20 protein-coding genes are annotated in these 23319 nt (G+C 69.4%); 10 read left to right on the plus strand and 10 right to left on the minus strand.

Annotated features, from left to right (window positions below; genetic code table 11):
* Positions 1–68: 68 nt before the first annotated feature.
* The 7 genes from ABIE45_RS24605 (at position 69) to ABIE45_RS24635 (ending at position 11022) form a co-directional block, all read left to right on the plus strand.
* Positions 69–1958: a glycoside hydrolase family 15 protein gene (locus ABIE45_RS24605; protein ID WP_192708934.1), complete on the plus strand. Its 1890-nt coding sequence runs from the start codon at positions 69–71 to the stop codon at positions 1956–1958.
* Entirely contained in the window at positions 1955–4030 is a 2076-nt protein-coding gene (tkt, locus tag ABIE45_RS24610; RefSeq protein ID WP_192708935.1) for a transketolase, read from the plus strand. Before ABIE45_RS24605 ends, tkt begins: the two co-directional genes overlap by 4 nt.
* A 183-nt stretch (positions 4031–4213) precedes the next feature.
* Positions 4214–7060 carry a bifunctional transaldolase/phosoglucose isomerase gene (locus ABIE45_RS24615; RefSeq protein ID WP_192708936.1) on the plus strand — a complete coding sequence of 949 codons (2847 nt, stop codon included), beginning with the start codon at positions 4214–4216 and terminating at the stop codon, positions 7058–7060.
* 319 nt (positions 7061–7379) lie between these two features.
* A complete protein-coding gene (gene gnd, locus ABIE45_RS24620; RefSeq protein WP_192708937.1) occupies positions 7380–8357 on the plus strand; it encodes a phosphogluconate dehydrogenase (NAD(+)-dependent, decarboxylating) in 978 nt (325 codons plus the stop codon).
* A 9-nt stretch (positions 8358–8366) separates the two neighbouring features.
* On the plus strand, positions 8367–9092 hold the full coding sequence (gene pgl / locus ABIE45_RS24625; RefSeq protein ID WP_192708938.1) for a 6-phosphogluconolactonase: 726 nt from the start codon (positions 8367–8369) through the stop codon (positions 9090–9092).
* Between the two features lie 54 nt (positions 9093–9146).
* Positions 9147–10256 (plus strand): HD-GYP domain-containing protein, encoded by a 1110-nt coding sequence (locus ABIE45_RS24630; protein WP_373622609.1) that lies wholly within the window; start codon positions 9147–9149, stop codon positions 10254–10256.
* A gap of 244 nt (positions 10257–10500) precedes the next feature.
* Positions 10501–11022 (plus strand): cysteine dioxygenase family protein, encoded by a 522-nt coding sequence (locus ABIE45_RS24635; protein ID WP_192708939.1) that lies wholly within the window; start codon positions 10501–10503, stop codon positions 11020–11022.
* A gap of 52 nt (positions 11023–11074) precedes the next feature.
* Here the strand turns inward: ABIE45_RS24635 and ABIE45_RS24640 are convergent, their stop codons facing one another.
* On the minus strand, positions 11075–11536 hold the full coding sequence (locus tag ABIE45_RS24640) for an Lrp/AsnC family transcriptional regulator (protein ID WP_192708940.1): 462 nt from the start codon (positions 11534–11536) through the stop codon (positions 11075–11077).
* Between the two features lie 36 nt (positions 11537–11572).
* The gene (locus ABIE45_RS24645; RefSeq protein WP_192708941.1) at positions 11573–12697 is read right to left on the minus strand and encodes a 2'-deoxycytidine 5'-triphosphate deaminase; all 1125 of its coding nucleotides are present in this window, start codon (positions 12695–12697) and stop codon (positions 11573–11575) included.
* A gap of 269 nt (positions 12698–12966) precedes the next feature.
* On the opposite strand from ABIE45_RS24645, the gene apaG reads away from it, so the two are divergent.
* From apaG to speG, 3 genes are read left to right on the plus strand one after another with little or no spacing between them, the layout of a single operon-like run.
* A complete protein-coding gene (gene apaG, locus ABIE45_RS24650) occupies positions 12967–13359 on the plus strand; it encodes a Co2+/Mg2+ efflux protein ApaG (protein WP_192708942.1) in 393 nt (130 codons plus the stop codon).
* A 34-nt stretch (positions 13360–13393) separates the two neighbouring features.
* Positions 13394–14563 carry an acetylornithine deacetylase gene (gene argE / locus ABIE45_RS24655; RefSeq protein WP_192708943.1) on the plus strand — a complete coding sequence of 390 codons (1170 nt, stop codon included), beginning with the start codon at positions 13394–13396 and terminating at the stop codon, positions 14561–14563.
* Between the two features lie 14 nt (positions 14564–14577).
* A complete protein-coding gene (gene speG / locus ABIE45_RS24660) occupies positions 14578–15129 on the plus strand; it encodes a spermidine N1-acetyltransferase (RefSeq protein ID WP_283214836.1) in 552 nt (183 codons plus the stop codon).
* Positions 15130–15256: 127 nt separating this feature from the next.
* Here the strand turns inward: speG and ABIE45_RS24665 are convergent, their stop codons facing one another.
* The 8 genes from ABIE45_RS24665 to ABIE45_RS24700 form a co-directional block, all read right to left on the minus strand.
* Complete coding sequence (locus ABIE45_RS24665; RefSeq protein WP_192708945.1) at positions 15257–16282, minus strand: ABC transporter ATP-binding protein; 1026 nt, start codon at positions 16280–16282, stop codon at positions 15257–15259.
* An 8-nt stretch (positions 16283–16290) separates the two neighbouring features.
* Positions 16291–17346 (minus strand): ABC transporter ATP-binding protein, encoded by a 1056-nt coding sequence (locus ABIE45_RS24670; protein ID WP_192708946.1) that lies wholly within the window; start codon positions 17344–17346, stop codon positions 16291–16293.
* On the minus strand, positions 17343–18278 hold the full coding sequence (locus ABIE45_RS24675; RefSeq protein WP_192709072.1) for an ABC transporter permease: 936 nt from the start codon (positions 18276–18278) through the stop codon (positions 17343–17345). Before ABIE45_RS24675 ends, ABIE45_RS24670 begins: the two co-directional genes overlap by 4 nt.
* A 14-nt stretch (positions 18279–18292) precedes the next feature.
* Positions 18293–19246 (minus strand): ABC transporter permease, encoded by a 954-nt coding sequence (locus ABIE45_RS24680; protein WP_192708947.1) that lies wholly within the window; start codon positions 19244–19246, stop codon positions 18293–18295.
* Positions 19247–19437: 191 nt separating this feature from the next.
* Complete coding sequence (locus tag ABIE45_RS24685) at positions 19438–21060, minus strand: ABC transporter substrate-binding protein (RefSeq protein WP_192708948.1); 1623 nt, start codon at positions 21058–21060, stop codon at positions 19438–19440.
* Between the two features lie 110 nt (positions 21061–21170).
* Positions 21171–21554: an oxalurate catabolism protein HpxZ gene (hpxZ, locus tag ABIE45_RS24690; RefSeq protein ID WP_192708949.1), complete on the minus strand. Its 384-nt coding sequence runs from the start codon at positions 21552–21554 to the stop codon at positions 21171–21173.
* On the minus strand, positions 21554–22951 hold the full coding sequence (locus ABIE45_RS24695) for an AtzE family amidohydrolase (protein ID WP_192708950.1): 1398 nt from the start codon (positions 22949–22951) through the stop codon (positions 21554–21556). The genes hpxZ and ABIE45_RS24695 overlap by 1 nt, the downstream gene beginning before the upstream one ends.
* On the minus strand, positions 22948–23142 hold the full coding sequence (locus tag ABIE45_RS24700) for a DUF4089 domain-containing protein (RefSeq protein WP_192708951.1): 195 nt from the start codon (positions 23140–23142) through the stop codon (positions 22948–22950). Before ABIE45_RS24700 ends, ABIE45_RS24695 begins: the two co-directional genes overlap by 4 nt.
* Between the last annotated feature and the right edge of the window lie 177 nt (positions 23143–23319).

The raw sequence follows: 23319 nt of genomic DNA on the forward strand, positions 1-23319 counted from the left end.
ATCCGCCGTCCTAGGTGCGTTGCAGCGGACGGTTCGGGCAGACGTCCGCAGACCGGAGCCAGGGCCGGATGGCTGCACGCATCGAAGATTACGCGCTGATCGGCGATTGCCGCAGCGCCGCGCTGGTCAGCCGGCAGGGCAGCATCGACTGGCTGTGCTGGCCGCGCTTCGACGCGGCGGCCCTGTTCACCAGCCTGCTCGGGACCGAGGCGCACGGCTTCTGGAAGATCTTCCCCGAAGCCGAGCAGGTCGAGACCCGGTGGGCCTATCGCCCGGGGAGCCTCGTGCTGGAGACGCGGCACGTCACCCGCCAGGGCGAGGTTCTGGTCACCGACTTCATGCCGATCGGCGACGGATCGCACCTCGTCCGGCTCGTCGAGGGCGTGCACGGGCGCGTCGCCATGCGGATGGAGATGGCGGTCCGCTTCGATTACGGCTCGGCGGTGCCCTGGGTGTCCCGCTCGGAACTCGGGGACCTGCGGGCCGTCTCGGGACCCCACAAGGTCGTGCTGCGCACCGACGTCCATCTGAAAGGCTCGGCGGCGCAGACCACGGTCGCCGAGTTCACCGTCCATGCCGGCGAGAAGCACCGGTTCGTCCTGAGCTACGGCCCGTCCCACGAGAACGACCCGGTGGCGATCGAGCCGCGCCGGGCCCTCGACGCGACGGATCAGCACTGGCGGACGTGGTCCAGCCGCTGCGCCGGAGGAACGGCCTGGGACCGGATGCTGCAGCGCTCCCTGCTGACGCTGAAGGCCCTGATCTACGAGCCCACCGGCGGCATCGTGGCGGCGCCGACCGCCTCCCTGCCCGAGGGCCTCGGCGGCGAGCGCAACTGGGATTACCGGTTCTGCTGGCTGCGCGACTCGACGCTGACGCTGATCGCCCTGATGGACGGCGGCTACATCGACGAGGCCCGCAACTGGCTCGACTGGCTGCAGCGGGCGGTGGCCGGAAACCCCGAGCAGGCGCACATCCTGTACGGCATCGGCGGCGAGCGGCTGCTACCCGAGATCGAGCTCGACTGGCTGCCCGGCTACGAGAACTCGAAGCCCGTGCGGATCGGAAACGCGGCCGCCAGCCAGTTCCAGCTCGACGTCTACGGCGAGCTGTTCGACGCGCTCTATCAGGCCCATGCCCGCGGTCTGCCGGTCAGCAAGGACGGGCTGCGGGTCGGTCTGGCGATCCTGGGCCATCTCGAGAAGGCCTGGCGCCAACCCGACGAGGGGATCTGGGAGGTGCGCGGTGGCCCGCGCCATTTCACCCACTCGAAGGTGATGGCCTGGGTGGCCTTCGACCGGGCCCTGCGCATGCACGAGATGCACGAATCCGGCGCCACCGAGGAACATGCCCAGCGTTGGCGCGCTGTCCGTGACGAGATCCACGCCGAAGTCTGCGAGAAGGGCTTCGATCCCGAGCTCAACAGCTTCGTCCAGTCCTACGGATCGAAGGCGCTCGACGCGAGCCTGCTGCTGATCGCCCATACGGGGTTCCTGCCGCAGCACGATCCGCGGGTGATCGGCACCGTGGAGGCGATCGGCCGGGGCTTGATGCGGGACGGCTTCATCCTCCGCTACGAGACCGAGGGGCAGACCACCGACGGCCTGTCGGGCAACGAGGGCGCGTTCCTGCCCTGCACCTTCTGGTACGCCGACAATCTGATCGGCCTCGGTCGGCGGGACGAGGCGCGGGCGATCATCGAGCGCCTGATCGGCATCTGCAACGAACTGGGTCTCGTCAGCGAGGAATATGACGTGCAAGCCAAACGCCTTGTGGGTAATTACCCTCAGGCATTCACCCACGTCGCGCTCGTCAACACGCTCCTCAGCTATACGCGCGGCGAAGGGCCGGCGGATCGGCAGGGTGGTAAGGCCAACGGAGCTCCTCCCGCCGTCCTGCGGCAGCGCGAAGCCGCGAAGCGGAATGCGCGAGGCGAACTGGAAGACGTGAAATCATGAGCGGTGCTGACACTCCCGCCAAGGCGGCCCTGGCTGAGATCGATACGCTCAGCATCAACACGATCCGCACGCTGGCGATCGACGCGGTGCAGAAGGCCAATTCCGGTCATGCGGGCGCGCCCATGGCTCTGGCGCCGGTCGCCTATACTCTGTGGAACCGCTACCTGCGCTACGATCCGGCGCATCCGCACTGGCCGAACCGCGACCGGTTCGTGCTGTCCTGCGGCCACGCCTCGATGTTGCTCTACGGGCTGCTGCACCTCGCGGGTGTCGCCGAGAGCGACGGCGGCAACAGCCCGGCGGTGGCGCTGGAGGACATCAAGAAGTTCCGCCAGCTCGACAGCCGGACGCCCGGCCACCCGGAGTACCACTTCACCACCGGCGTCGAGACCACCACCGGCCCGCTCGGCCAGGGTGTCGCCAACTCGGTGGGCATGGCGATGGGCAGCCGCTTCCTCGGCCAGCACCTCAACCGGCCGAACCTGCCGCTGTTCGACTACAACGTCTACGCGGTCTGCTCGGACGGCGACCTGATGGAGGGCGTCGCCTCGGAGGCCGCCTCGCTCGCCGGCCACCTGCGGCTCGCCAACCTCTGCTGGATCTACGACGACAACACCGTCACCATCGAGGGCCATACGGAACTTGCCTTCGGCGAGGAGGTGGCGACCCGGTTCCTGGCCTACGGCTGGCAGGTGCTGCGCGTCGCCGACGCCAACGACGTGCACGCGCTGGCGGGCTCGATCGAGACGTTCCTCGCCACCAACGACCGGCCGACGCTGATCATCGTCAAGTCGGTGATCGGCTACGGCGCGCCCAAGAAGCAGGGCACCTCCAAGGCCCACTCCGACGCCCTCGGCGAGGACGAGGTCAAGGGCGCCAAGCGCGCCTACGGCTGGCCGGAGGACGCCCAGTTCCTCGTGCCGGACGGCGTGCAGGAGAATTTCCGGGACGGCATCGGCAAGCGCGGTGCGGCTCTCTACGACGCGTGGCGGGGCCTGCTCACCAAGGCCAAGGAAGCCGACGCTGCTCACGCCGAGGACCTGAACGCCTTCCTGGAGGGCCGCCTGCCGAAGGGCTGGGACAAGGACATCCCGGTCTTCGAGCCGGACGCCAAGGGCCTCGCCACCCGCGAATCCTCCGGCAAGGTGCTGAACGCGATCGCCCAGCACGTGCCGTTCCTCCTCGGCGGCTCGGCGGATCTGGCGCCGTCCAACAAGTCGAACCTGACCTTCGAGGGCGCGGGCTCGTTCGGTCCGTTCTCGCCGGGCGGCCGCAACCTGCATTTCGGCGTCCGCGAGCACGCCATGGGCTCGGTCGTGAACGGCTTGGGCCTTTCCGGCCTGCGGGCCTACGGCGCGACCTTCCTGGTCTTTGCCGACTACATGCGCCCGCCGATCCGGCTCGCCTCCCTCATGGAGCTGCCGGTCTTCCACATCTTCACCCACGACTCGATCGGCGTGGGCGAGGACGGGCCGACCCACCAGCCGGTGGAGCAGCTCCTGTCGCTGCGCTGCATCCCTGGCCTCGTGACCCTGCGTCCGGCTGACGCCAACGAGGTCGCCGAGGCCTACCGGGTGATCTTCTCGCTACGAAACCAGCCGGCGGTGCTCGCGCTGTCGCGCCAGCCGCTGCCGACCCTCGACCGCACCAAGTACGGTGCGGCCTCGGGCACCGCCAAGGGCGGCTACGTGCTGGCCGATTCCGAGGGCACGCCCGACGTCATCCTGCTGGGCTCGGGCTCCGAGGTGCAGCTCTGCGTCGGCGCCTACGAGGCGCTGAAGGCCGAGGGCGTGAAGGCCCGGGTGGTGTCGATGCCGTCCTGGGAGCTGTTCGAGCGGCAGGATGCGGCCTACCGCGACTCGGTGCTGCCGCCCGCCGTGAAGGCGCGGGTCGCCGTCGAGCAGGGCAGCGTCATCGGCTGGGATCGCTACGCCGGCTCCGAGGGCGCGATCATCGGCATGCACACCTTCGGCGCCTCGGCGCCGATCAAGGATCTCCAGACCAAGTTCGGCTTTACTCCCGAGAAGGTCCTGGAGGCCGCCAAGGCGCAGGTGGCCAAGCACAGGAAGTAGCTCAACGGCTTTCCCCCTCCCCTTAGTGGGGCGGGGCTAGAGGTGGGGGTGGTGCGGAAGGCACCGATGCGCTCGTTCTTGCGCCACCTCCACGCGGGATCTTCGATCCCCAAACTCTTCCCCACATGGGGGAGGAGAGCGCGTTCCGGGTCCGGGACGCGGTACGCGAGACGAGGAATCGACATGAACGCGCTCAAGGCCCTGCACGACGAACAGGATCAGGCGGTCTGGCTCGACTTCGTGGCCCGCGGCTTCGTCGCGAAAGGCGAGCTGAAGCAGCTCGTGGAGCGCGACGGCCTGCGGGGTGTCACCTCCAACCCGTCGATCTTCGAGAAGGCGATCGGCCACTCGGACGAGTACGACGACAGCCTGAAATCCGTGCAGGCGACCGGCGACAGCCGCGTCATCGACCTCTACGAAGGCCTCGCCATCGCCGACATCCAGGCGGCCGCCGACGTGCTGCGCCCGGTCTACGAGGCGAGCGACGGCGCCGACGGCTACGTCAGCCTGGAGGTCTCGCCCTACCTCGCCCTCGACACCGAGGAGACCCTCGCGGAGGCGCGGCGCCTGCACAAGGCGGTCTCCCGCGACAACCTGATGGTCAAGGTGCCGGCCACCCCGCAGGGCATCCCGGCGATCCGGCAGCTAACCAGCGAGGGCATCTCGATCAACGTCACCCTGCTGTTCTCGCAGGAGGCCTACGAGGCCGTGGCCCGCGCCTTCATCGACGGCCTCGACGCGCGCGCGAAGGCCGGCCACGACGTCTCGCGGATCGCCAGCGTGGCGAGCTTCTTCATCAGCCGCATCGACGTGCTGGTCGACAAGCTCCTCGACGAGAAGATCGCGGAGGCCAACGACCCCGACGAGAAGATCGCCCTGGAGCAGCTCAAGGGTAAGGTGGCGATCGCCAACGCCAAGCTCGCCTACCAGCGCTACAAGCGGATCTTCGCCGAGTCCAAGTGGAGCGCTCTGGCCGAGAAGGGCGCCAAGGCGCAGCGGCTGCTCTGGGCCTCCACGGGCGTGAAGAACAAGGCCTATTCCGACGTCCTGTACGTCGAGGAGCTGATCGGCCCGAACACCGTCAACACCATGCCGCCCGCCACCATGGACGCGTTCCGCGACCATGGCGTGGTGCGGGCAACCATCGAGGAAGACGTGCCCGGCGCCGAGGCCGTGATGGCCCGGCTCGCGCGGACCGGCATCGACATCGAGAAGGTCGCCGAGCAGCTGGTGCGCGAGGGCGTGCAGCTCTTCATCGACGCGGCCGACAACCTGCTCGGCGCGGTGGCCGGCAAGCGCGCGGCCCTGCTCGGCCAGCGCCTCGACGGCCAGACCCTCGCGATGGACGACACCCTCGCGGCCGATGCCAAGAAGACCGTCGAATCCTGGCGCGCCAGCGGTTCGATCCGCCGGCTCTGGGCGGGGGACGCCTCGGTCTGGTCCGGCCACGACGAGGCGAACTGGCTTGGCTGGCTGCACATCGTCGAGGAGGAACTGGAGAAGGCCGCCGACTACGCTGCCTTCTCCGAGTGGGTGAAGGCCGAAGGCTTCACCGACGCGGTGGTGCTGGGCATGGGCGGGTCGAGCCTCGGCCCGGAGGTGCTGAGCCTGACCTACGGCCCGCGCGAGGGCTTCCCGAAGCTGCAGATCCTCGACTCGACCCACCCGGATCAGGTGCGCGCCCTGGAGGCGAGCATCGATCTGGCCAAGACCCTGTTCATCGTCTCGTCGAAGTCCGGCTCGACGTTGGAGCCCAACGTGTTTCGCGATTACTTCCTGGCTCGCGCTAAGGACGTGCTCGGCGAGAAGGCCGGGGAACACTTCGTGGCGGTGACCGATCCCGGCTCCGACATGGAGCGCGCCGCCAAGGCCGACCACTTCAAGAAGATCTTCTACGGGGTGAAGCAGATCGGCGGGCGCTACTCGGTGCTCTCGGCCTTCGGCCTCGTGCCGGCGGCCGCCATGGGCCTCGACGTCAAGGCGCTGCTCGAGACCGCCCGCATCATGGTCCGCTCCTGCGGCCCGGCAGTGCCTCCGGCCGTGAATCCGGGCGTGCTGCTCGGGACCGCCATCGGCGCGGCCGCTCTGGCCGGGCGCGACAAGGTCACGATCATTGCCTCGCCGGCCCTCGACAGCTTCGGTGCCTGGGCCGAGCAGCTCATCGCAGAGTCGACCGGCAAGCAGGGCAAGGGCCTCGTGCCGGTGGACGGGGAGCCGGTCGATGTTCCGGCGGTCTACGGCCGCGACCGGTTCTTCATCTACCTGCGCCTCGACGGCCAGGCGGAGGCGGCGCAGGACGAAGCCCTGCGCGCCCTGGAGCGGGACGGCCACCCGATCGCCCGCATCACCCTCGACCGGATCGAGCAGCTGCCCCAGGAATTCTATCGCCTGGAGATGGCGACCGCGGTTGCGGGCGCGGTGATCGGCATCAACCCGTTCGACCAGCCGGATGTTGAGGCCAGCAAGGTCGAGACCAAGAAGCTGTTCGCGGAGGCCGAGGCGAGCGGCGCCCTCCCCTCGGAGACGCCGCTCTTCTCAGACGACGCGATCGCGCTCTACGCCGACCCGCAGAATGCGGACGGGTTGAAGCAGGCGGCCGAAGGCCTGGAACCCGCCCTCAAGGCACAGCTCGCCCGGCTCAAGGACGGCGATTATCTGGGCCTGCTCGCCTACGTGCCGCGCAACGCCGCGACGGCCGGCATCCTGCAGGAGGCGCGGATCGCGGTGCGCGATGCGCGGAAGGTGGCGACCTGCCTGGAATTCGGGCCTCGGTTCCTGCACTCCACCGGCCAAGCCTACAAGGGCGGCCCGGATACCGGGGTGTTCCTCCAGATCACCGCCGATCCGACGCAGGACCTGCCGATTCCCGGCCGCAAGCTCGGTTTCGCCACCGTGGTGGCCGCGCAGGCGCGGGGCGATTTCGCGGTGCTCGCCGAGCGCGGCCGGCGCGCGCTGCGGGTCCACATCAAGGGCGATCTCGAGGCCGGCCTGAAGCGCATCGCGGCGGCGCTGAAGGCGGCGGTGGCGTAGGTCCGCCCCACTCCGCTCGCCTGCGGCTACGGGCTACAAAGGTTGGAAAATTCATCTCCTCGCACGGTGATGACTTCCGCTGTCATTCCGGGGCGCCGAAGCCGAGCCCGGACCCGACGGGGAACGCCGGAGGCGGGCAATCCAGAACCGCCTGTGGCGCAAGGTCTGAGCGCAACGGCGGCTCTGGATCCCGGGCGCCGCTGCGCGGCCCCGGGATGACTGAGAGGGTGGTGCAGGAGTCTCTGCGCCACGCGACCCTGAAACACGCCCACCCCTGACCCTGCCCGCAAGCGGGAGGGGACATCTGAGGAGATCGAAGATGCAACTCGGCATGATCGGCCTCGGCCGGATGGGCGGCAACATCGTCCGGCGCCTCCTGCGGGACGGGCACACGGCCGTCGTGTTCGACCAGAACCCGTCCGCGGTCGCCGCCCTGGTCGAGGCTGGAGCGGTCGGCGCGTCGAGCCTGGAGGATCTGGTCTCCAAGCTGGAGGTGCCGCGCGCGGCCTGGGTGATGCTGCCGGCGGGCGCGATCACCGAGGAGGCGGTCCAGACCCTCTCGGGCCTGATGCAGTCCGGTGACTGCATCATCGACGGCGGCAACTCCTTCTACGGCGACGACGTCCGCCGCGGCCTCGCCCTGAAGGAGAAGGGCCAGCACTACGTCGATGTCGGCACCTCGGGCGGCGTCTGGGGGCTGGAGCGCGGCTACTGCATGATGATCGGCGGCGACACCGCGACGGTCGACCGCCTCGACCCGATCTTCAAGACCCTGGCGCCGGGCATCGGCGACATTCCCAAGACCCCGAACCGCGACGGCCGCGACCCACGCGCCGAGCAGGGCTACATCCATGCCGGGCCGACCGGCGCCGGCCATTTCGTAAAGATGGTCCATAACGGCATCGAGTACGGCCTGATGCAGGCCTACGCGGAGGGGTTCGACATCCTCCGCCACGCCAATTCCGAGGCGCTGCCGGCCGAGCGCCGCTTCGACCTCAACATGGGCGACATCGCCGAGGTCTGGCGGCGCGGCAGCGTCGTCTCCTCATGGCTCCTTGACCTCACCGCCCAGGCGCTGGCGGGCGACGAGCAGCTCACGGATTTCTCCGGCTACGTGGAGGATTCCGGCGAAGGGCGCTGGACCATTAATGCCGCTATCGAGGAGAGCGTGCCGGCCACCGTGCTGTCCGCGGCTCTGTACCGGCGGTTCCGCTCCCGCGAGCACGAGAGCTACGCCGACAAGCTCCTCTCGGCGATGCGCAAGGGCTTCGGCGGCCACCAGGAGCCGAAGAAGTAGGGGCGTTCCATGAGCCTTCCCGCCGGCACCCATGTCCTGAAGGATCCCGAGGCCGTCGCCCGCGAGGCGGCCGAGCGGCTGATCGTGGCCTGCGGCGAGAGCCGGTCCGAGCGGATCGCGATCTGCCTGTCGGGCGGCTCGACGCCCAAGGTGCTCTACGGGCTGCTCGCCGGCCCGGACTACGCGACACGGGTGCCGTGGGAGCGGGTCCACTGGTTCTTCGGCGACGACCGAGTTGTCCCGTGGGACGACGCGCGCAGCAACGTCCGGATGGTCCGCGAGGCGTTCGGTCGCGGCGCTTCGATCCCGCCGACCCACCTGCACTTCATCCCGTCGGATGAAGGCGCGGAGACCGGCGCCTGGGCCTATGAGCGCGCGCTGCTGGACTTCTACGGAGCCGACAGTCTCGACCCCGCACGGCCGCTCTTCGACCTCGTGCTCCTCGGTCTCGGCGAGGACGGCCACACCGCCTCGCTGTTTCCCGGCAAGCCGGCCGTGGATGAGACCGCGCGGCTCGTCGCGCCCGTGCCGGAGGCCGGGCTGGCGCCGTTCGTGCCGCGGATCACCCTCACCTTCACGGCGCTCGCCTCGTCCCGGCACGTGCTGTTCCTCGTGACCGGTGCCGGCAAGCGGGCGCCGCTCGCCCGCCTCGCCGCGGGCGCGGATCTCCCCGCGGGCCGTGTGACCAGCGCAGGCCAGGTGGCGTGGCTCCTCGACGCGGCGGCTGCCGGCTGACGCGCGTCGCCCGTAAAGCTCTGGCAAGATCCGTGTGCTAACACACGGAACCCGATGCCCCGGCCGAACCCGGCGGTGTCCTTCCTCGCCAAGACCCAGATGCGCGCGGGCACGCTCGTCCTCTACACCGACCAGCCGGACAGCCGCGCCGATCTGCTGCACGCGCTCGCGCAGATCGCCCCCTGCACGGTGATCAGCGCCTCCGAGCCGCCACCGCCGGGCCCATGCGTTGGCGTGGTCATCGACTTCGACCTGCTGCCCTCGCCGCTCACCGGTCTGCGGAACCTCATCGCGGCGAACCCTGGGCTCCCCCGCGTCTTCCTGATGCGCAGCATGGGCCAGCGCAGCCTGTCGGTGGCGCGCAACCTCGGCGGGCGGCTGTGCCTGCCGATGGATACGCCGGTCGCCACGGTGGTCGAGGCGCTGCAGACGCAACTCCGGCCCGCGGCGCCGCAGACGCCGAGCCGGCCCGTGACGGGCAGCCCGGTCGTCGTCCAGGCCGCCGGCCGAGCGAGCGCCGCCATCGCCAACCTGCTCGACTCGGCGCGGGACCACGGCACCGTCGACGCGGCCGTCATCGACGCCACCCTGGAGCCGATCCTCGGGGCGATCGGCACCGGCGGCCTCAAAGCCTGGCTCGAGACCGTGCGCGCCTATGACGACGCGACCTACCAGCACTGCCTGCTGGTTGCGGGCCTCGCGGCTACCTTCGCGATCGACCTCGGATTCTCGACGGCGGATCGCGAGCACCTCGTCCGCGCCGCCCTGGTCCACGACGTCGGCAAGGCCAAGATCCCCCTGTCGATCCTGAACAAGCCCGGGCCCCTCGATCCTGGCGAGCGCGCGGTGATGCGCGAGCACGCGGCCCTCGGCCACGAGATCCTGGTCAAGGCCGGCGGGTTCGACGAGACCGTCCTCACGGTGGTGCGCCACCATCACGAGATGCTGGACGGCTCGGGCTACCCGGACGGGCTGAAAGGCGAGGCCATCCGCGACATCGTCCGCCTGATCACCGTCTGCGACGTCTACGCGGCCCTTGTGGAGCGCCGCCCCTACCGGGCGCCCATGCCGTCCGCGAAGGCGATGGAGATCCTCTACGGTATGGAAGGCAAGCTCGACATCGACTTGGTGCGCGCCTTCGAGCGGTCCGTCGCCAGCTCCTGAGCCCGCGGTGCGGCCCATTCTATCCTGTGACTGAGCGCCGATGACGAGCGCCGCCGCACCCGCGGCCGGCGGTCGAAGCCATCGTTTCGCGAATTATTGGACCCTCGGCAGCCGATTTCGCTTTTCGCCTCTCATGCGCAATCAGATTGCGCCGGCGAGCGGAATGGCGGCGAACTTCGCAAACGCGTGGCGGTCCCTGTGCGCTACGCTCCGCGCAGCCTCAAAACGTGCTCGGAGCGTGGTGATGACGCAGCCAACCGTCTCGGCCGAAGTAGCGGCGATGATGGCCGATCTTGCCGTCTCGGCCCGCCGCACACCGGACGCCTATCTCGCCTCGGCCCGCGCGACCCTTCTGCGCCTCCTGGCCCGGCCGGAGCTGCTCGACCCGTCGCGGCTGACGGCGCACGGCGAAGGCCTCTCGCGCAACTTGCTGTTCGGCACCGAGGCGTTGAGTGTCTGGGCAATGGTCTGGGCACCCGGGGCCATTACGCCGGTTCACGACCATCATTGCTCGTGCTGCTTCGGCCTGCTCCGCGGAAACCTCCGCGAGACTTGGTACCGCGCGATCAGCGATACGCATGCCGTGGCGACCCGGGACGCGGTCCGCACGCCCGGCTTCGTGGCCTGCATGATGCCGTCCGGCCCGAACCTGCACCGGATCGCCAATGACGGGCCCGAGGCGGCCGTGTCGATCCACGTCTACGGGTACGACCACCGGGTGCAGGCCTCGTCGATCCACCGCACCTACGCGGTCGCGGCGGGGTGACGGCCGCGGGTCCCACCGTGCGAGCGCCAGATCGGGGCGAGCCCGTCTCCGCCTACGCCACGTAGATCGTCGGGACCGCCGTCGTGTACTTCATCTCTTCCATGGCGATGGAGGAGGACAGGTTCGAGAACTCGAGCTTGGCGATCAGGCGCTGATAGACCGCGTCGTAGGCCTCGATGTCGGGCACGACGATGCGCAGCAGGTAATCGATCTCGCCGGTCAGGCGCCACGCCTCGACGATCTCGGGGAAACCGGCGACGACCCGCCGGAAGGCGTCGGACCAGTCGGCGGCGTGGCGGGGCGCCTTCACGGCCACGAAGACCGTCGTCGGCACGTTGACCTTGCGGCGATCGACCAGCGCCACCCGGCGGCGGATGACGCCGGACGCTTCCAGCTTCTTCACCCGGCGCCAGCACGGGGCCGCGCTGACGCCGACCCGCTCGGCGAGTTCCGCCACCGGGAGCGTCGCGTCCTGCTGGAGGATGTCCAGGATCTTTCGGTCCACCGCATCCATGCGATCGAGGCTCCCGTCGGTGGATCCGCACCCCGCCTACAGGACGAAGTGCTTCGAGAGCTTGAGGCCCTGGGCCTGGTAGTTCGAGCCGGCCCCTGCCCCGTAGAGGGTTTCCGGCAGGTCGAGCATCCGCTCGTAGACGAGGCGGCCGACGATCTGGCCATCCTCCAGCAGGAACGGCACGTCGCGCGAGCGGACCTCCAGCACGGCGCGGGCACCCTCGCCCCCGGCCCCAGCATAGCCGAAGCCCGGATCGAAGAAGCCGGCGTAGTGAACCCGGAACTCGCCCACCAGCGGATCGAACGGCACCATCTCGGCGGCGTGGTCGGGCGGGACCTGCACCGACTCCTTCGAGGCCAGGATGTAGAACTGGCCCGGATCGAGGATCAGACTGCCCGAGCCGTCGGCGGCGAGCGGCTCCCAGAAATCCGCGGCCCGGTGGCGCCCGGGGGCGTCCACGTCGACGAGGCCGGTGTGGCGCTTGGCGCGATACCCGACGAGCCCGTCGAATCCGGACAGGTCGACCGAGACCGCGACGCCGCCCTGGAAGGACGGGCTGCCCGCATCGACCAGCGCCGAGCGGGCGTGGAGCAGGCCGAGCTCGGCTTCCGTCAGGCGCGGCGCGCCGCGGCGAAAGCGGATCTGCGACAGGCGCGAGCCGGTGCGGACCAGGACCGGGAAGGTGCGCGGCGAGATCTCCGCGTAGAGCGGGCCGGTGTAGCCGGGCTCGACCTGGTCGAAGGCCTCACCCCGGTCGGTAATCACCCGGGTGAACACGTCGATGCGCCCGGTCGAGCTCTTCGGGTTCGCCGCGGCCGCGAGGTCGGCCGGAAGCGCCAGGCCTTCCTGCAATTCGGCGATGTAGACGCAGCCCGTTTCCAGGACCGCGCCGGGGCGCAGATCGATCGCGTGGAGCGACAGCCGCTCGACGCAGGCCTGGACCGTGCGACCCGACCCAGGCAGGAAGCTCGTGCGGACGCGGTAGGCCTTGTCGCCGAGGCGCAGATCGAGGCTTGCCGGCTGGATCTGATCGACCGCGAAGGCGCGCGCGGTGCGGATGCCGCCCGCCGCAGCGAGTTCGGCGATCGCCTGGGCCGGCAGGATCCCGGCGCTGCCTTTCACGCCCGAATCGGCGGCTCCTCTGCGTGCGCCCGCGTTCATCGCGCCTGACTCCTTCGCGCGCCCCGGCAGGTCCGCGTCCCTCGCCCGTTTTCCGCCGGGACTGGCTAATGCGGGCTTAACCCGCGCCGCGCCTCATCGTGCCGCACCCCGCGGCCCGTGCGCGGCGGAGCCTGCGAGGCGGATCGGCGTCCCGCGAGGTAGTCCACCGCGATTGACGGGGATTCCGGCGCCAACTACCACCCCCGGGTGAAGCGCGTTCCGTTCGGCTTCAGCGAATCGAACCGTCCGAAGAAAGGCCTATTAGGGCGATGTACAAGGCCGAGACTCGGGGAATCAGCGTGACGGTCCAGTCCCGCTTCGTCGAGGAGGAATCCTCGCCGAACGAGAGCCGGTATTTCTTCGCTTATACGGTCGAGATCGTAAATAACGGCAGCGAACAGGTGCAGCTGCGCTCCCGCCACTGGCGCATCATCGACGGGCACGGTGCCTGCCAGGAGGTGCGCGGCACCGGAGTCGTCGGCAAGCAGCCGGTGCTGGAGCCGGGCGAGACCTTCTGCTACACGAGTGGCTGCCCGCTCAACACGCCCGACGGGTTGATGGCCGGCAGCTACACCATGGCGACGGTGGCCGGTGAGAGCTTCGAGGCGGAGATCCCCGCCTTCTCCCTCGACAGCCCGCACGTCCGCCGCAGCCTGCACTGAGGCCCCGGCCCGGGGCCCCGCTCCGGAGGAATCCATGCCTGCGACCGGCGAGCGGCTGAGCACGCTCGACATGCTGGCCCGCCTCGTGTCCTTCGACACGGAGAGCGACAAGTCCAATCTGGCGCTGATCGAGTCCGTCTGCGGCTACCTGGATGGCTGGGGCGTTCCGTACCTGCGCCTGCCGAACGCCGCAGGCGACAAGGCGGCCGTTCTCGCGACCATCGGCCCGGTGGTCGATGGCGGCGTCGTCCTGTCCGGTCATACCGACGTGGTGCCGGTTGCGGGGCAGGCCTGGACCGGCGACCCGTTCACGCTGCGTGTCGCCGACGGCCGGGCCTACGGGCGGGGCGCCGTCGACATGAAGGGCTTCGACGCCCTGGCGCTCGCGCTGGTGCCCGACATGCTGGCTGCCGACCTGAAGCGGCCGATCCACATCCTGCTCTCCTACGACGAGGAGACGACCTGCCTGGGCTCCATCGACGCGATCGCCCGCTTCGGGGCCGACCTGCCACGGCCGGGCGCCGTGATCGTCGGCGAGCCCACCGGCATGGAGGTGGCGGACGCGCACAAGAGCATCGTCACCTGCCTCACCACCGTCCACGGGCATGAGGCCCATTCGGCGCGGCCCGCCCTCGGGGCGAACGCCGTGACGGCGGCCTGCGAGCTCGTCGCCGGCCTGAACCGGATCGCCGATCTGATGATCGAGCGCGGCGACCCGTCGGGGCGGTTCGACCCGGCCTCGACCACGGTCCATGTCGGGACGATCCACGGCGGCACCGCCCGGAACATCCTGGCCAAGGAGTGCCGTTTCCACTGGGAGTATCGCGGCCTGCCGGACCTCGACCCGGCCGAGATCCCGCGGCTCTTCGCGGCGGAGGTCGAGCGGGTGACGCGCGAGCGCCTCAACCGCTACGGCGCGTTCGGGCGGATCGAGACCCTGGAGGAGGTCGACATTCCTGGCCTCGCCCCCGAGCCGGGATCCGAGGCCGAGCGGCTCTGCCTGCGGCTGGCCGGGCGCAACCGCACCATCGCGGTTCCCTATGCGACCGAGGCCGGGCAGTTCCAGGCCGCAGGGATCCCGACCGTGGTCTGCGGGCCGGGCGACATCGCGCAGGCCCACCAGCCCGACGAGTTCATCACCCTCGACGCCTTCGGCCAGGGCGAGCGGTTCCTGCGCAACCTGATCGAGGCCTATGCGTCATGAACGCGGTGACCGGAATCACCATCAAGCTGCGGCCGCTCGAGCGGGAGGACCTGCGCTTCGTCCACCAGCTCAACAACAACGACAGCATCATGCGCTACTGGTTCGAGGAGGCCTACGAGTCCTTCGCCGAACTGCAGCAGCTCTACGAGCGCAACATCCACAACCAGACCGAGCGCCGCTTCATCGTGGCCGATCCCGGCGGCGAGCCGGCCGGGCTGATCGAGCTCGTCGAGATCAATCACCTGCACCGGCGCTGCGAGTTCCAGATCGCGATCCACCCGAGCTTCCAGGGGCGCGGCTACGCCTGGCAGGCGACCCGGATCGCCATGGACTACGCGTTCAGCGTGCTCAACATCCACAAGCTCTACCTGCACGTCGACCGGGACAATGCCCGGGCGGTGCGGATCTACGAGCGTTGCGGCTTCCGGCCCGAAGGTGTGCTGAAGGACGAATTCTTCGTCAACGGGCGCTATCGGGACGCCGTGCGGATGTGCCTGTTCCAGCCGGATTACCTGAAGGCCCGGGGCGGCGGCGGCGACATCGCCGAACCCGTGCTGAAGGTGTGACGACGGCGGGATCGCCGGATCCTGCGACCTTATCCCGGGGCTGCCCCGCCGCGCCCTGGAATGACGCCGGCCACGGCGCGCCGCGCCGGATCCGGGTTCTTGAACCCGATCCGCGCGGCGAGGCGGCTCAGGCCGGGACCGGCTCCGCGGCACGGACCGGGGTCGGGCCGGCGCGGTAGGCGGCCGATGCCTCCTCGGTCCGCCAGCACGCGACCTGATGGCCGGGGGCGATCTCGCCCACCGGCGGCATCTCCCGGCGGCAACGCTCTTCGGCAAGGAAGCAGCGCGGCGCGAAGGGACAGCCCGGCGGGCGATTGGCGAGATCGGGCGGGCTCCCCGGGATCGTTTGCAGGCGGGAGCCTTTGGCCAGCGCCCCCTCGGCCCGGCTGCGCAGCAGGCCGATCGTGTAGGGGTGGTGCGGGTTCAGGACCACCTGATGGGCGGTCCCGGTCTCGACGATCTTGCCCGCGTACATCACGGCGATCCGGTCGGCGACTTCCACGGCCGCGCCGAGATCGTGCGTGACGATCACGATCGACAGGCCGAGGTCGCGCTGCAATTCGCGCAGCAGCAGGAGCACTTGGATTTGCACCGTGGCGTCGAGCGCCGTGGTCGGCTCGTCGGCGAGCAGCACCTGCGGCCGGCAGGCGAGCGCCAGGGCGATCATGGCGCGCTGGCGCATGCCGCCCGACATCTCGTGCGGGTAATTGTCGAGACGCCGCTCCGGGCTGGGGATCCGCACCCGCTCGAACAAAGCGAGGGCGCGCTTGCGGGCCTCGTCCTTCGAGATCTTTTCATGACGGAGGATCGCTTCGGTGATCTGCCGTCCGACCGTGTAGACCGGGTCGAAGGCGAGCAACGGCTCTTGGAAGATCATCGACACCGCGCCGCCGCGGAAGTCGGCGAGCTGGCGCTTGGTCAGCGCCTGCACGTCCTTCCCGGCGGCCAGGATCTGGCCTTCGATGCGGCTGCGCCCCTCCGGGAACAGGCGGAGGATCGAGCGGAGCGTCACGCTCTTGCCCGAGCCGGACTCGCCGATGAGCGCCAGGGCCTGCCCGCGTTCGACGGTCAGATCGACGCCGTCGACGACCTGCACCTTGCCGAAGGCGACCCGGAGGTTTCTGAGGGCGACCGCGGGTTCTGAAGGCGACATCGGATTGCTCATGCCGCGAGCGCCTGGGTCGGTGCCGCGGAATGGCCGGAGCCGGGTTGCCGGGCGAGGCAGGCGACGCGATGCAGCGGCTGGATCGCGTCGAGCGGCGGCTCCTTCTGGCTGCAGATCCCCTCCGCGAGGGTGCAGCGCGGATGAAAGCGGCACCCCGTTGGCGGGTCGATCGGGTTCGGCGGGTCGCCCTGCAGCAGCGCGGCCTGGGTGCGGTTGTCGGGATCGAGCGACGGCATCGAGGCGAGCAGCGCCCCGGTATAGGGATGGGCCGGCGCGTCGAGCACCGTGTCGGACGGGCCGATCTCGGAGACCCGACCGAGATACATCACCATCACCCGGTCGGAGATGAAGCGCACGACGTTCAGGTCGTGGCTGATGAAGATGTAGGTCAGACCGAATTCGGCCTTGAGATCGAGGAGCAGGTTGAGCACCTGCGCCTCCACCGACTTGTCCAACGCCGACACGGCCTCGTCGAGCAGCACCAGCCGCGGCTCGAGGGCGAGCGAGCGGGCGATGTTGACCCGCTGACGCTGGCCGCCGGAGATCTCATGCGGGTAGCGGCCGGCGAAGCGCTTCGGCTCCAGGCCGACCCGGGCGAGCAGCGCACGGGCCCGCTCCACCGCCTCGCGGCCGGGCACGCCGTTGACCTTCGGGCCGAAGGCGATCGACTGCTCCACCGTCATGCGCGGGTTGAGCGAGGCGTAGCTGTCCTGGAACACCATCTGGACCTGCCGGCGGTAGGCCCGCCACGGCATGGCGCGCTCGCCGATCGCCTGGCCGTCGTAGAGCATCTCGCCGGAATCGCGCGCGATCAGGCCCATGAGCAGCTTGGCGGTGGTCGACTTCCCGCAGCCGGACTCGCCGACGATGCCGAGCGTCTCCCCCTTCAGGACGTCGAAATCGACGCCGTCGACGGCGCGCACGACCTGTTTCTTGCCGCCGGCCTTGCGGACCGGGAAGTGCTTGATCAGCCCTGAGACCGACAGGAGCGGCTGGGCGGGTCCGCCGCGGTCGCGGGCGAACGGATCGGAGGCGTCCGGGATGACGCTCACTGGCGAATCTCCATGGCGGCTCGCAGGCCGTCCGAGAACAGGTTGAAGGCGATCGAGACGACGAAGATGCAGACACCTGGAAGAGCGGCCACGACCGGATTGACGTAGATCGCGGTGCGCAGGGTGTTGAGCATCAGGCCCCATTCGGGCTCGGGCGGGCGCACGCCGAGGCCGAGGAACGAGAGGCCCGAGGCCAGGATCATCGAGACCGAGATCAGGCTGGTCGCGTAGACGAAGATCGGGCCGATGACATTGCCGAGCACCTGCACGCGCATGATCGTCAGCGCCGAGGCCCCCGACAGCTTGGCGGCGTCGATGTAGTCGCGGCGGCGGATCCCCGTGGTGACGCTCTCGGCCACGCGGGCGATCTGGGGCACGAACACGCAGGTCAGCGAGACGATCGAGTTGAAGATGCCGGCGCCGAGCGCCCCCGAGAGGGCGATCGCCAGCAGCACCGACGGGAAGGCGAAGAACACGTCGATCGTGCGCATCAGGATCGTGTTGGTCCAGCCGCCGACATAGCCCGCCAGGATGCCGATGGCCGAGCCGATCACGAAGGCGATCAGCACCGGGGTGACGCCGATGAACAGCGACAGCCGCGAGCCCAGCATCAGCCGGCTGATCATGTCGCGCCCGAGCTCGTCGGAGCCCAGCCAGTACGTGGCGTCGCCGACATGCTTCAGCCGGCGCAGCATCGAGCCCTTGTAGGGATCCATCGGGGTGATCCAGGGCGACAGGATCGCGATGATCGCGACGGCGAGGATCAGGGCGCCGGCGCCCATGGCGACGGGGTCGCGCACCAGCCGGTGGCCGACATGGCCCCAGAAGCCGCGGGAGGGGGCGAAGGCGGCTTCGGGACCGTGGGTCACGTCCTCGGCGGCGAGCACGCCGCCGTCGAGGGCCACGGAGGCCGCGGTGACGGGAGCAGTCATCATCGGGCTCCGGCTCAGGCGCGCTCGATGCGCGGGTCGAGGGCGGTCTGCATCACGTCCACCAGGAGGTTGAGGACCACGAAGAACATCGCCAGCACGAGGATCGAGCCCTGGAGCAGGGGCAGGTCGCGCTGGAAGATCGCGGCGTTGAGGAGGAAGCCGGTGCCCGGCCACGCGAACACGGTCTCGACCAGGATCGAGCCGCCGAGCAGGTAGCCGAGCTGCAGGCCCATGATGGCGAGCGCCGTCGGGGCGGCGTTGCGCACGACGTGCCGGAACACGCCGCGCTCATCCATGCCCTTGGCGCGGAGCGCCTCGACGAAGTCCTGGGACAGGATGTCGGCGACGAGCGCCCGGACCGTGCGGGCGATGATGCCCATCGGGATCACCGACATCGTGACCGCGGGCAGGATCAGATAGCGCAGATGATCGAAATCGGGCCGCCAATTGCCCGAGCCATCGGGCCCGGCGCCGGTCGGCGGCAGCCAGCCGAGCGTGGCCGAGAACACGATCACCAGCACCATGCCGAGCCAGTAATGCGGCACGCTCACGCCGAAGACCGAGAGGGCCGAGGCCGCCCGGTCTGCCAGCGAGTTCCGGTGATAGCCGGCCACGAAGCCGAAGAGCGTCCCGAAGGTGAAGCCGATCACGGTCGCCACCGAGGCGAGGATCAGCGAGTTCACCACGGCGCGGCTGACCTCGCCCAGCACCGGCCGTCCGGTGGCGATCGAGACCCCGAGATCGCCATGCAGCACGTGCCACAGCCAGATCAGGTATTGGACCGGCAGCGGCTTATCGAAGCCGTAGGCGGCCCGCATCTCGTCGATGGTGGCCTGGGTTGCGTCGGCCGGCAGCACGGCGCTCAGGGGATCGCCCGGCGCGAGGTGGACGAGGAGGAAGCAGACGACGCTGACCCCGAACGCCACGGGGGTCACGTAGACCAGTCGTTTGAGGATGTAGAGGAGCATTCAAGGACCTGTTGTCGACACAGCCGAGGCAACTCCCCTCCCCTTTGCGGAGAGGGGTCAGGGGTGGGAGTGGCGCTCAAGGAACCCGATCGCGCGATCCTGCATCACCTCCACCTTCTGCTCCTCCCCGCAAGCTTGAGCGAAACCGGGCAGGCCCGGAATCGCCGGGGGAGGAGAGATCTCTGGTCCGACTACCGCCCCGCCGTCGCGATGGTGATCTTCGAGAAATCCTGGAACCAGTTCTGCGCCTGAACGAAGCCCTTCACCTTGGGGCTCATTGCCCGCGGGTTTACGTCGTGCGTGATCATGATGAACAGCGCATCGTCAACGTACTTCTCGTGGATCTTCTCCAGAACCTTCGTCTGCTCGGTCTTGTCGAAGGTGTTGCGGACCTGATCGAACAGCTTGTCCATCGCCGGATCACAGTAATAGCCCCAGTTCGTGCCGTTCGGCGGGGCGAAGTTGCACTGCAGGTGGCGGATGAAGCCGGTGAACGGATCCTGGATGAAGTACGAGTAGTTGATCGCCGAGACGCCGCGCGAGATGTCGGCCTTGGCACCGGCCCGCCAGATGTTGATCAGCGTGTTCCACTCGACCACCTCGTAATCGACCTGGATGCCCACGTCGGCGAGGTTCTGCTGGACGAACTCGTTCATCGGCAGCGGCTGCATCTGGCCCGAGCCCGAGGCCGAGATCGCGACCTTCAGCTTCAGCGGCTTGGCGGGGCTGTAGCCGGCCTCGGCGAGCAGCTTCTTGGCGGTGTCGGGATCGTACTTCACGTCGAAGGTCGGGTGGCCGAACCACTGGTGGCCGGGCGGCATGAAGCCCTTGGCGGGGATCGCGAGGCCGCCGAGCAGCTCCTTCAGCCCGTCGCGGTCGATGGCAAGGTTGGCGGCCTTGCGCACGCGGATGTCGTTCCAGGGCGAGCCCTCGACCCGCGACAGGTGCCACGTCCAGTTATGCGGATAGGCGTTGGTGACGATGGTGAAGCCGGCGCTCTTGAGGGAGGCCACAGAATCGGGTGCCGGCGCCTCGATCCAGTCCACCTGCCCCGAGCGCAGGGCCGCGGTCCGGGCATTGGCCTCGGGCAGCGGGATCAGCACGAGCTTGTCGAGCTTCGGGACGCGGTTCGTGTCCCAGTATTCCTTGAACGGCACCATCTCGGCGCGCTCGCGCGGGGCGAACAGGGTCAGCTTCCACGGGCCGGTGCCCGAGGGCTGCTTCGCGAAGGCGTCCCAGGATTTGCCGAGCTTCTCCCATTGGGCCGGCGACGACATCATGATCCAGGCGATCTGGTAGGGCAGCGTCGCGTCGGGGGCTTTAGTGGTGATCTCGACGGTCATGGGATCGACCGCGCGGTAGCTGGCCACGGCCGGGATGCGGGTCTTGCCCTGCGCGGACTGGCGCGGGTCGTATTGCGGCGCGTCGGCCTTCAGGAGCTTGTCGAGGTTCCAGACCACCGCGTCGGCGGTGAAGTCGGAGCCGTCGTGGAATTTGACGCCCGGCCGGAGCTTGAAGGTCCACTTGGTCTTGTCGTTCGGGTCGACAATCCAGCTGGTGGCCAGCCCCGGCACGAGGTCGGAGGCCAGTTCCGCGCTCGACAGGTCCCAGTTAATCAGGCCGTCATAGACTGTGTAACCGAGGAACCGCATGCCCTCGCCGCCATTGTCGGTCTGGCCGGTGGTCAGCGGGATGTCGGAGGCGGTCATGCCGATCCGCAGCGTTCCCTGCGCGAGGGCGGCGGTGCTCGCGGAGAGCGCCAGGACACCGGCCAGCGCCGCACGGGCACCGAGATTTCTCAAACGGGACAGCATCTTGGGTCGGGTACTCGCGTTGGTCCGGGCCTATCGGACCCGGGATACGCTCGACCGTATGCAAGCCCGCGGCCAGTCAGTCCGCACCGCGTGCCGGGGCTGTCCGGCGCCTATTCGGCGTCGATCAGGCTCACATGGGCGGCGACCACCCGCCAGCCCTCCGGGAAGCGGACCCAGGTCTGGCTCTGCCGGCCGATCTTTCCGGGCACGCTGGTGCGGGTGAACAGCGTCATGGCGGTGGCGAAGTCGCGCCCGTAGGTGGTGATCTGCGTCTGCGCCAGAACGCGCTCCAGGCCCACCGGCGAGCGGGCCCGGCGGAAGGCGCGGATCGCGTCCATGCCGTACAGGTTCTCGCCGATCCCGTAGCGGATGGTCAGCGGATCGTCCCGAAACAGCGCCTCCAGGGTCGGGACGTCGTTGGTGGTGAGCGCAGTCTCGTAGGACCGGAAGGCGGCCTCGACCTCGGCTCTGACGGCGGGATCGTCGATGATCATCAGGCGAGCTCCGCGATGGGTGCCGTGCAGATGCCGGTCCGTTCGAGATGGCGCGCGACGCGCAGGGCGAGATCCTCGCGCCAGGGGGCGGCAATCACCTGCACGCCGAGCGGCAACCCGTCATCGAGCCAGACCGGCGCCGCCACCACGGGCAGGCCGATGAACGAGATCGGCTGCGTGAACACACCGATATTGGCCCGAACGGGCAGCGTCACGCCGTCGAGGACGAAATGCGTCTGGCCACCCTTCGGTGCCCGGCACGGCGTGGTCGGGGCCAAGATCACATCGACGGCGTCGAACACGTCGAGCACGCGCGCCCGGTACCAGCGGCGGAATCGCTGCGCCCGCTCGACATGGGGCGCAGGTAGCATCGCCCCGGCAATCAGCCGGTCGCGCACGGCCGGGTCGAAATCCTGCGGTCGGGTGCGCAGGCGGTCGAGATGGAGCGTCGCACCCTCGGCGGCGGTGATGAGGTAGGCGGCCGCGCGGGCGCGTGCCGCTTCGGGAAGTTCGACGGTGCGGTGCACGCCGAGGGCCTCAGCGACGCGCGCCACCGCGGCGAAGGCTTCCGGATCGCCGCCGCGCGCGAAGTAGCCTCCCGCCACCGCAATCCGCAGTCCGTCGATCCCCGTTTCAAGGGCCGGCATGGCGGGCTCCGGCGGTCGGGTCGTCGCGACGGGGTCGTCCAGATCCGGACCCTGCATGGCGTCATAGGCGAGCGCGAGGTCGCTCACGCTCCGGGCCATCGGACCGAGATGGTCGAGGCTGCCGACGAAGGGGAAGCTCCCCGCGCGGCTGAGCCGCCCATAGGTCGGCTTCAGCCCGAAGCAGCCGCAGAAGGCGGCGGGAACGCGAATCGAGCCGTTCGTGTCGGAGCCGAGCGTCAGCGGCACCATCCCGGCGGCGACGGCCGCTCCGGAGCCCCCGGACGAGCCGCCGGTCATGTGACCGAGGGCGTGCGGGTTGTGCGCGTCACCGTCGTGGACGTTCTCGCCGGTGAAGTCGTAGGCGTATTCCCCCATGTTGAGGGCGCCGACCAGGATCGCCCCGGCCGCCTCCAGGCGCCGAACAAGGGTGCCGTCACGGCTGGCCGGCGGTCGCTCCCGGTTGATCTTCGAGCCTGCACGGGTCGGCAGGCCCGTGATGTCGATCAGGTTCTTCACCGCGAAGGGCACGCCCGCGAGCGGTTTGGGCAGGCCGCCCCCGTTCAGGGCGTCATCGAGCGCGTCCGCCTGCGCCAGCGCACGCCCGTCAAGCAGGTCGGTGAAGGCATTGACGGATGGGTCGTGGCGCCTGATCCGAGCCAGAGCCTCGGTCACGACGTCCCGCGCGCTGCGCTGCCGACGATTGACCGCGTTGGCGAGCGCCACCGCGCTCAGGGGCTGGGGCGCGCTCATGCCTCGAAGGTCGGCGCAGCTTCGACCTCGTCGGCAAGCGGGAAATCGCTCACCAGCTCGGCGGCTTTCGCCAGAACGCGGAGGTTGGCGGTGACGGAATCCATCCAGCGTGGATCGAGGGACAGCCCGAGCAGCGGGGTCGCGGCTGCGGCATAAGCTTCAGGATCGAAGGTGGCGGATGGGTCGGGCATCGGGGTTCTCGCGCTGTCCTCGGTACGCTGCCGGGACTGATCTTTAGCAGGGCTCATGCCGCCGACGGCGTTTTTCGGACTTTCACCGAGTATGCCTCATTTTGCAGCAGAATAGCGCGCCCTTCGAGCGAGATGGAACCACCACCGCGGTTTGCCTATTTCGTAGGCGTTCGCTCG

Origin of the sequence: Methylobacterium sp. OAE515, from assembly GCF_041806315.1 — a bacterium.
GTDB classification, from domain to species: domain Bacteria; phylum Pseudomonadota; class Alphaproteobacteria; order Rhizobiales; family Beijerinckiaceae; genus Methylobacterium; species Methylobacterium tardum.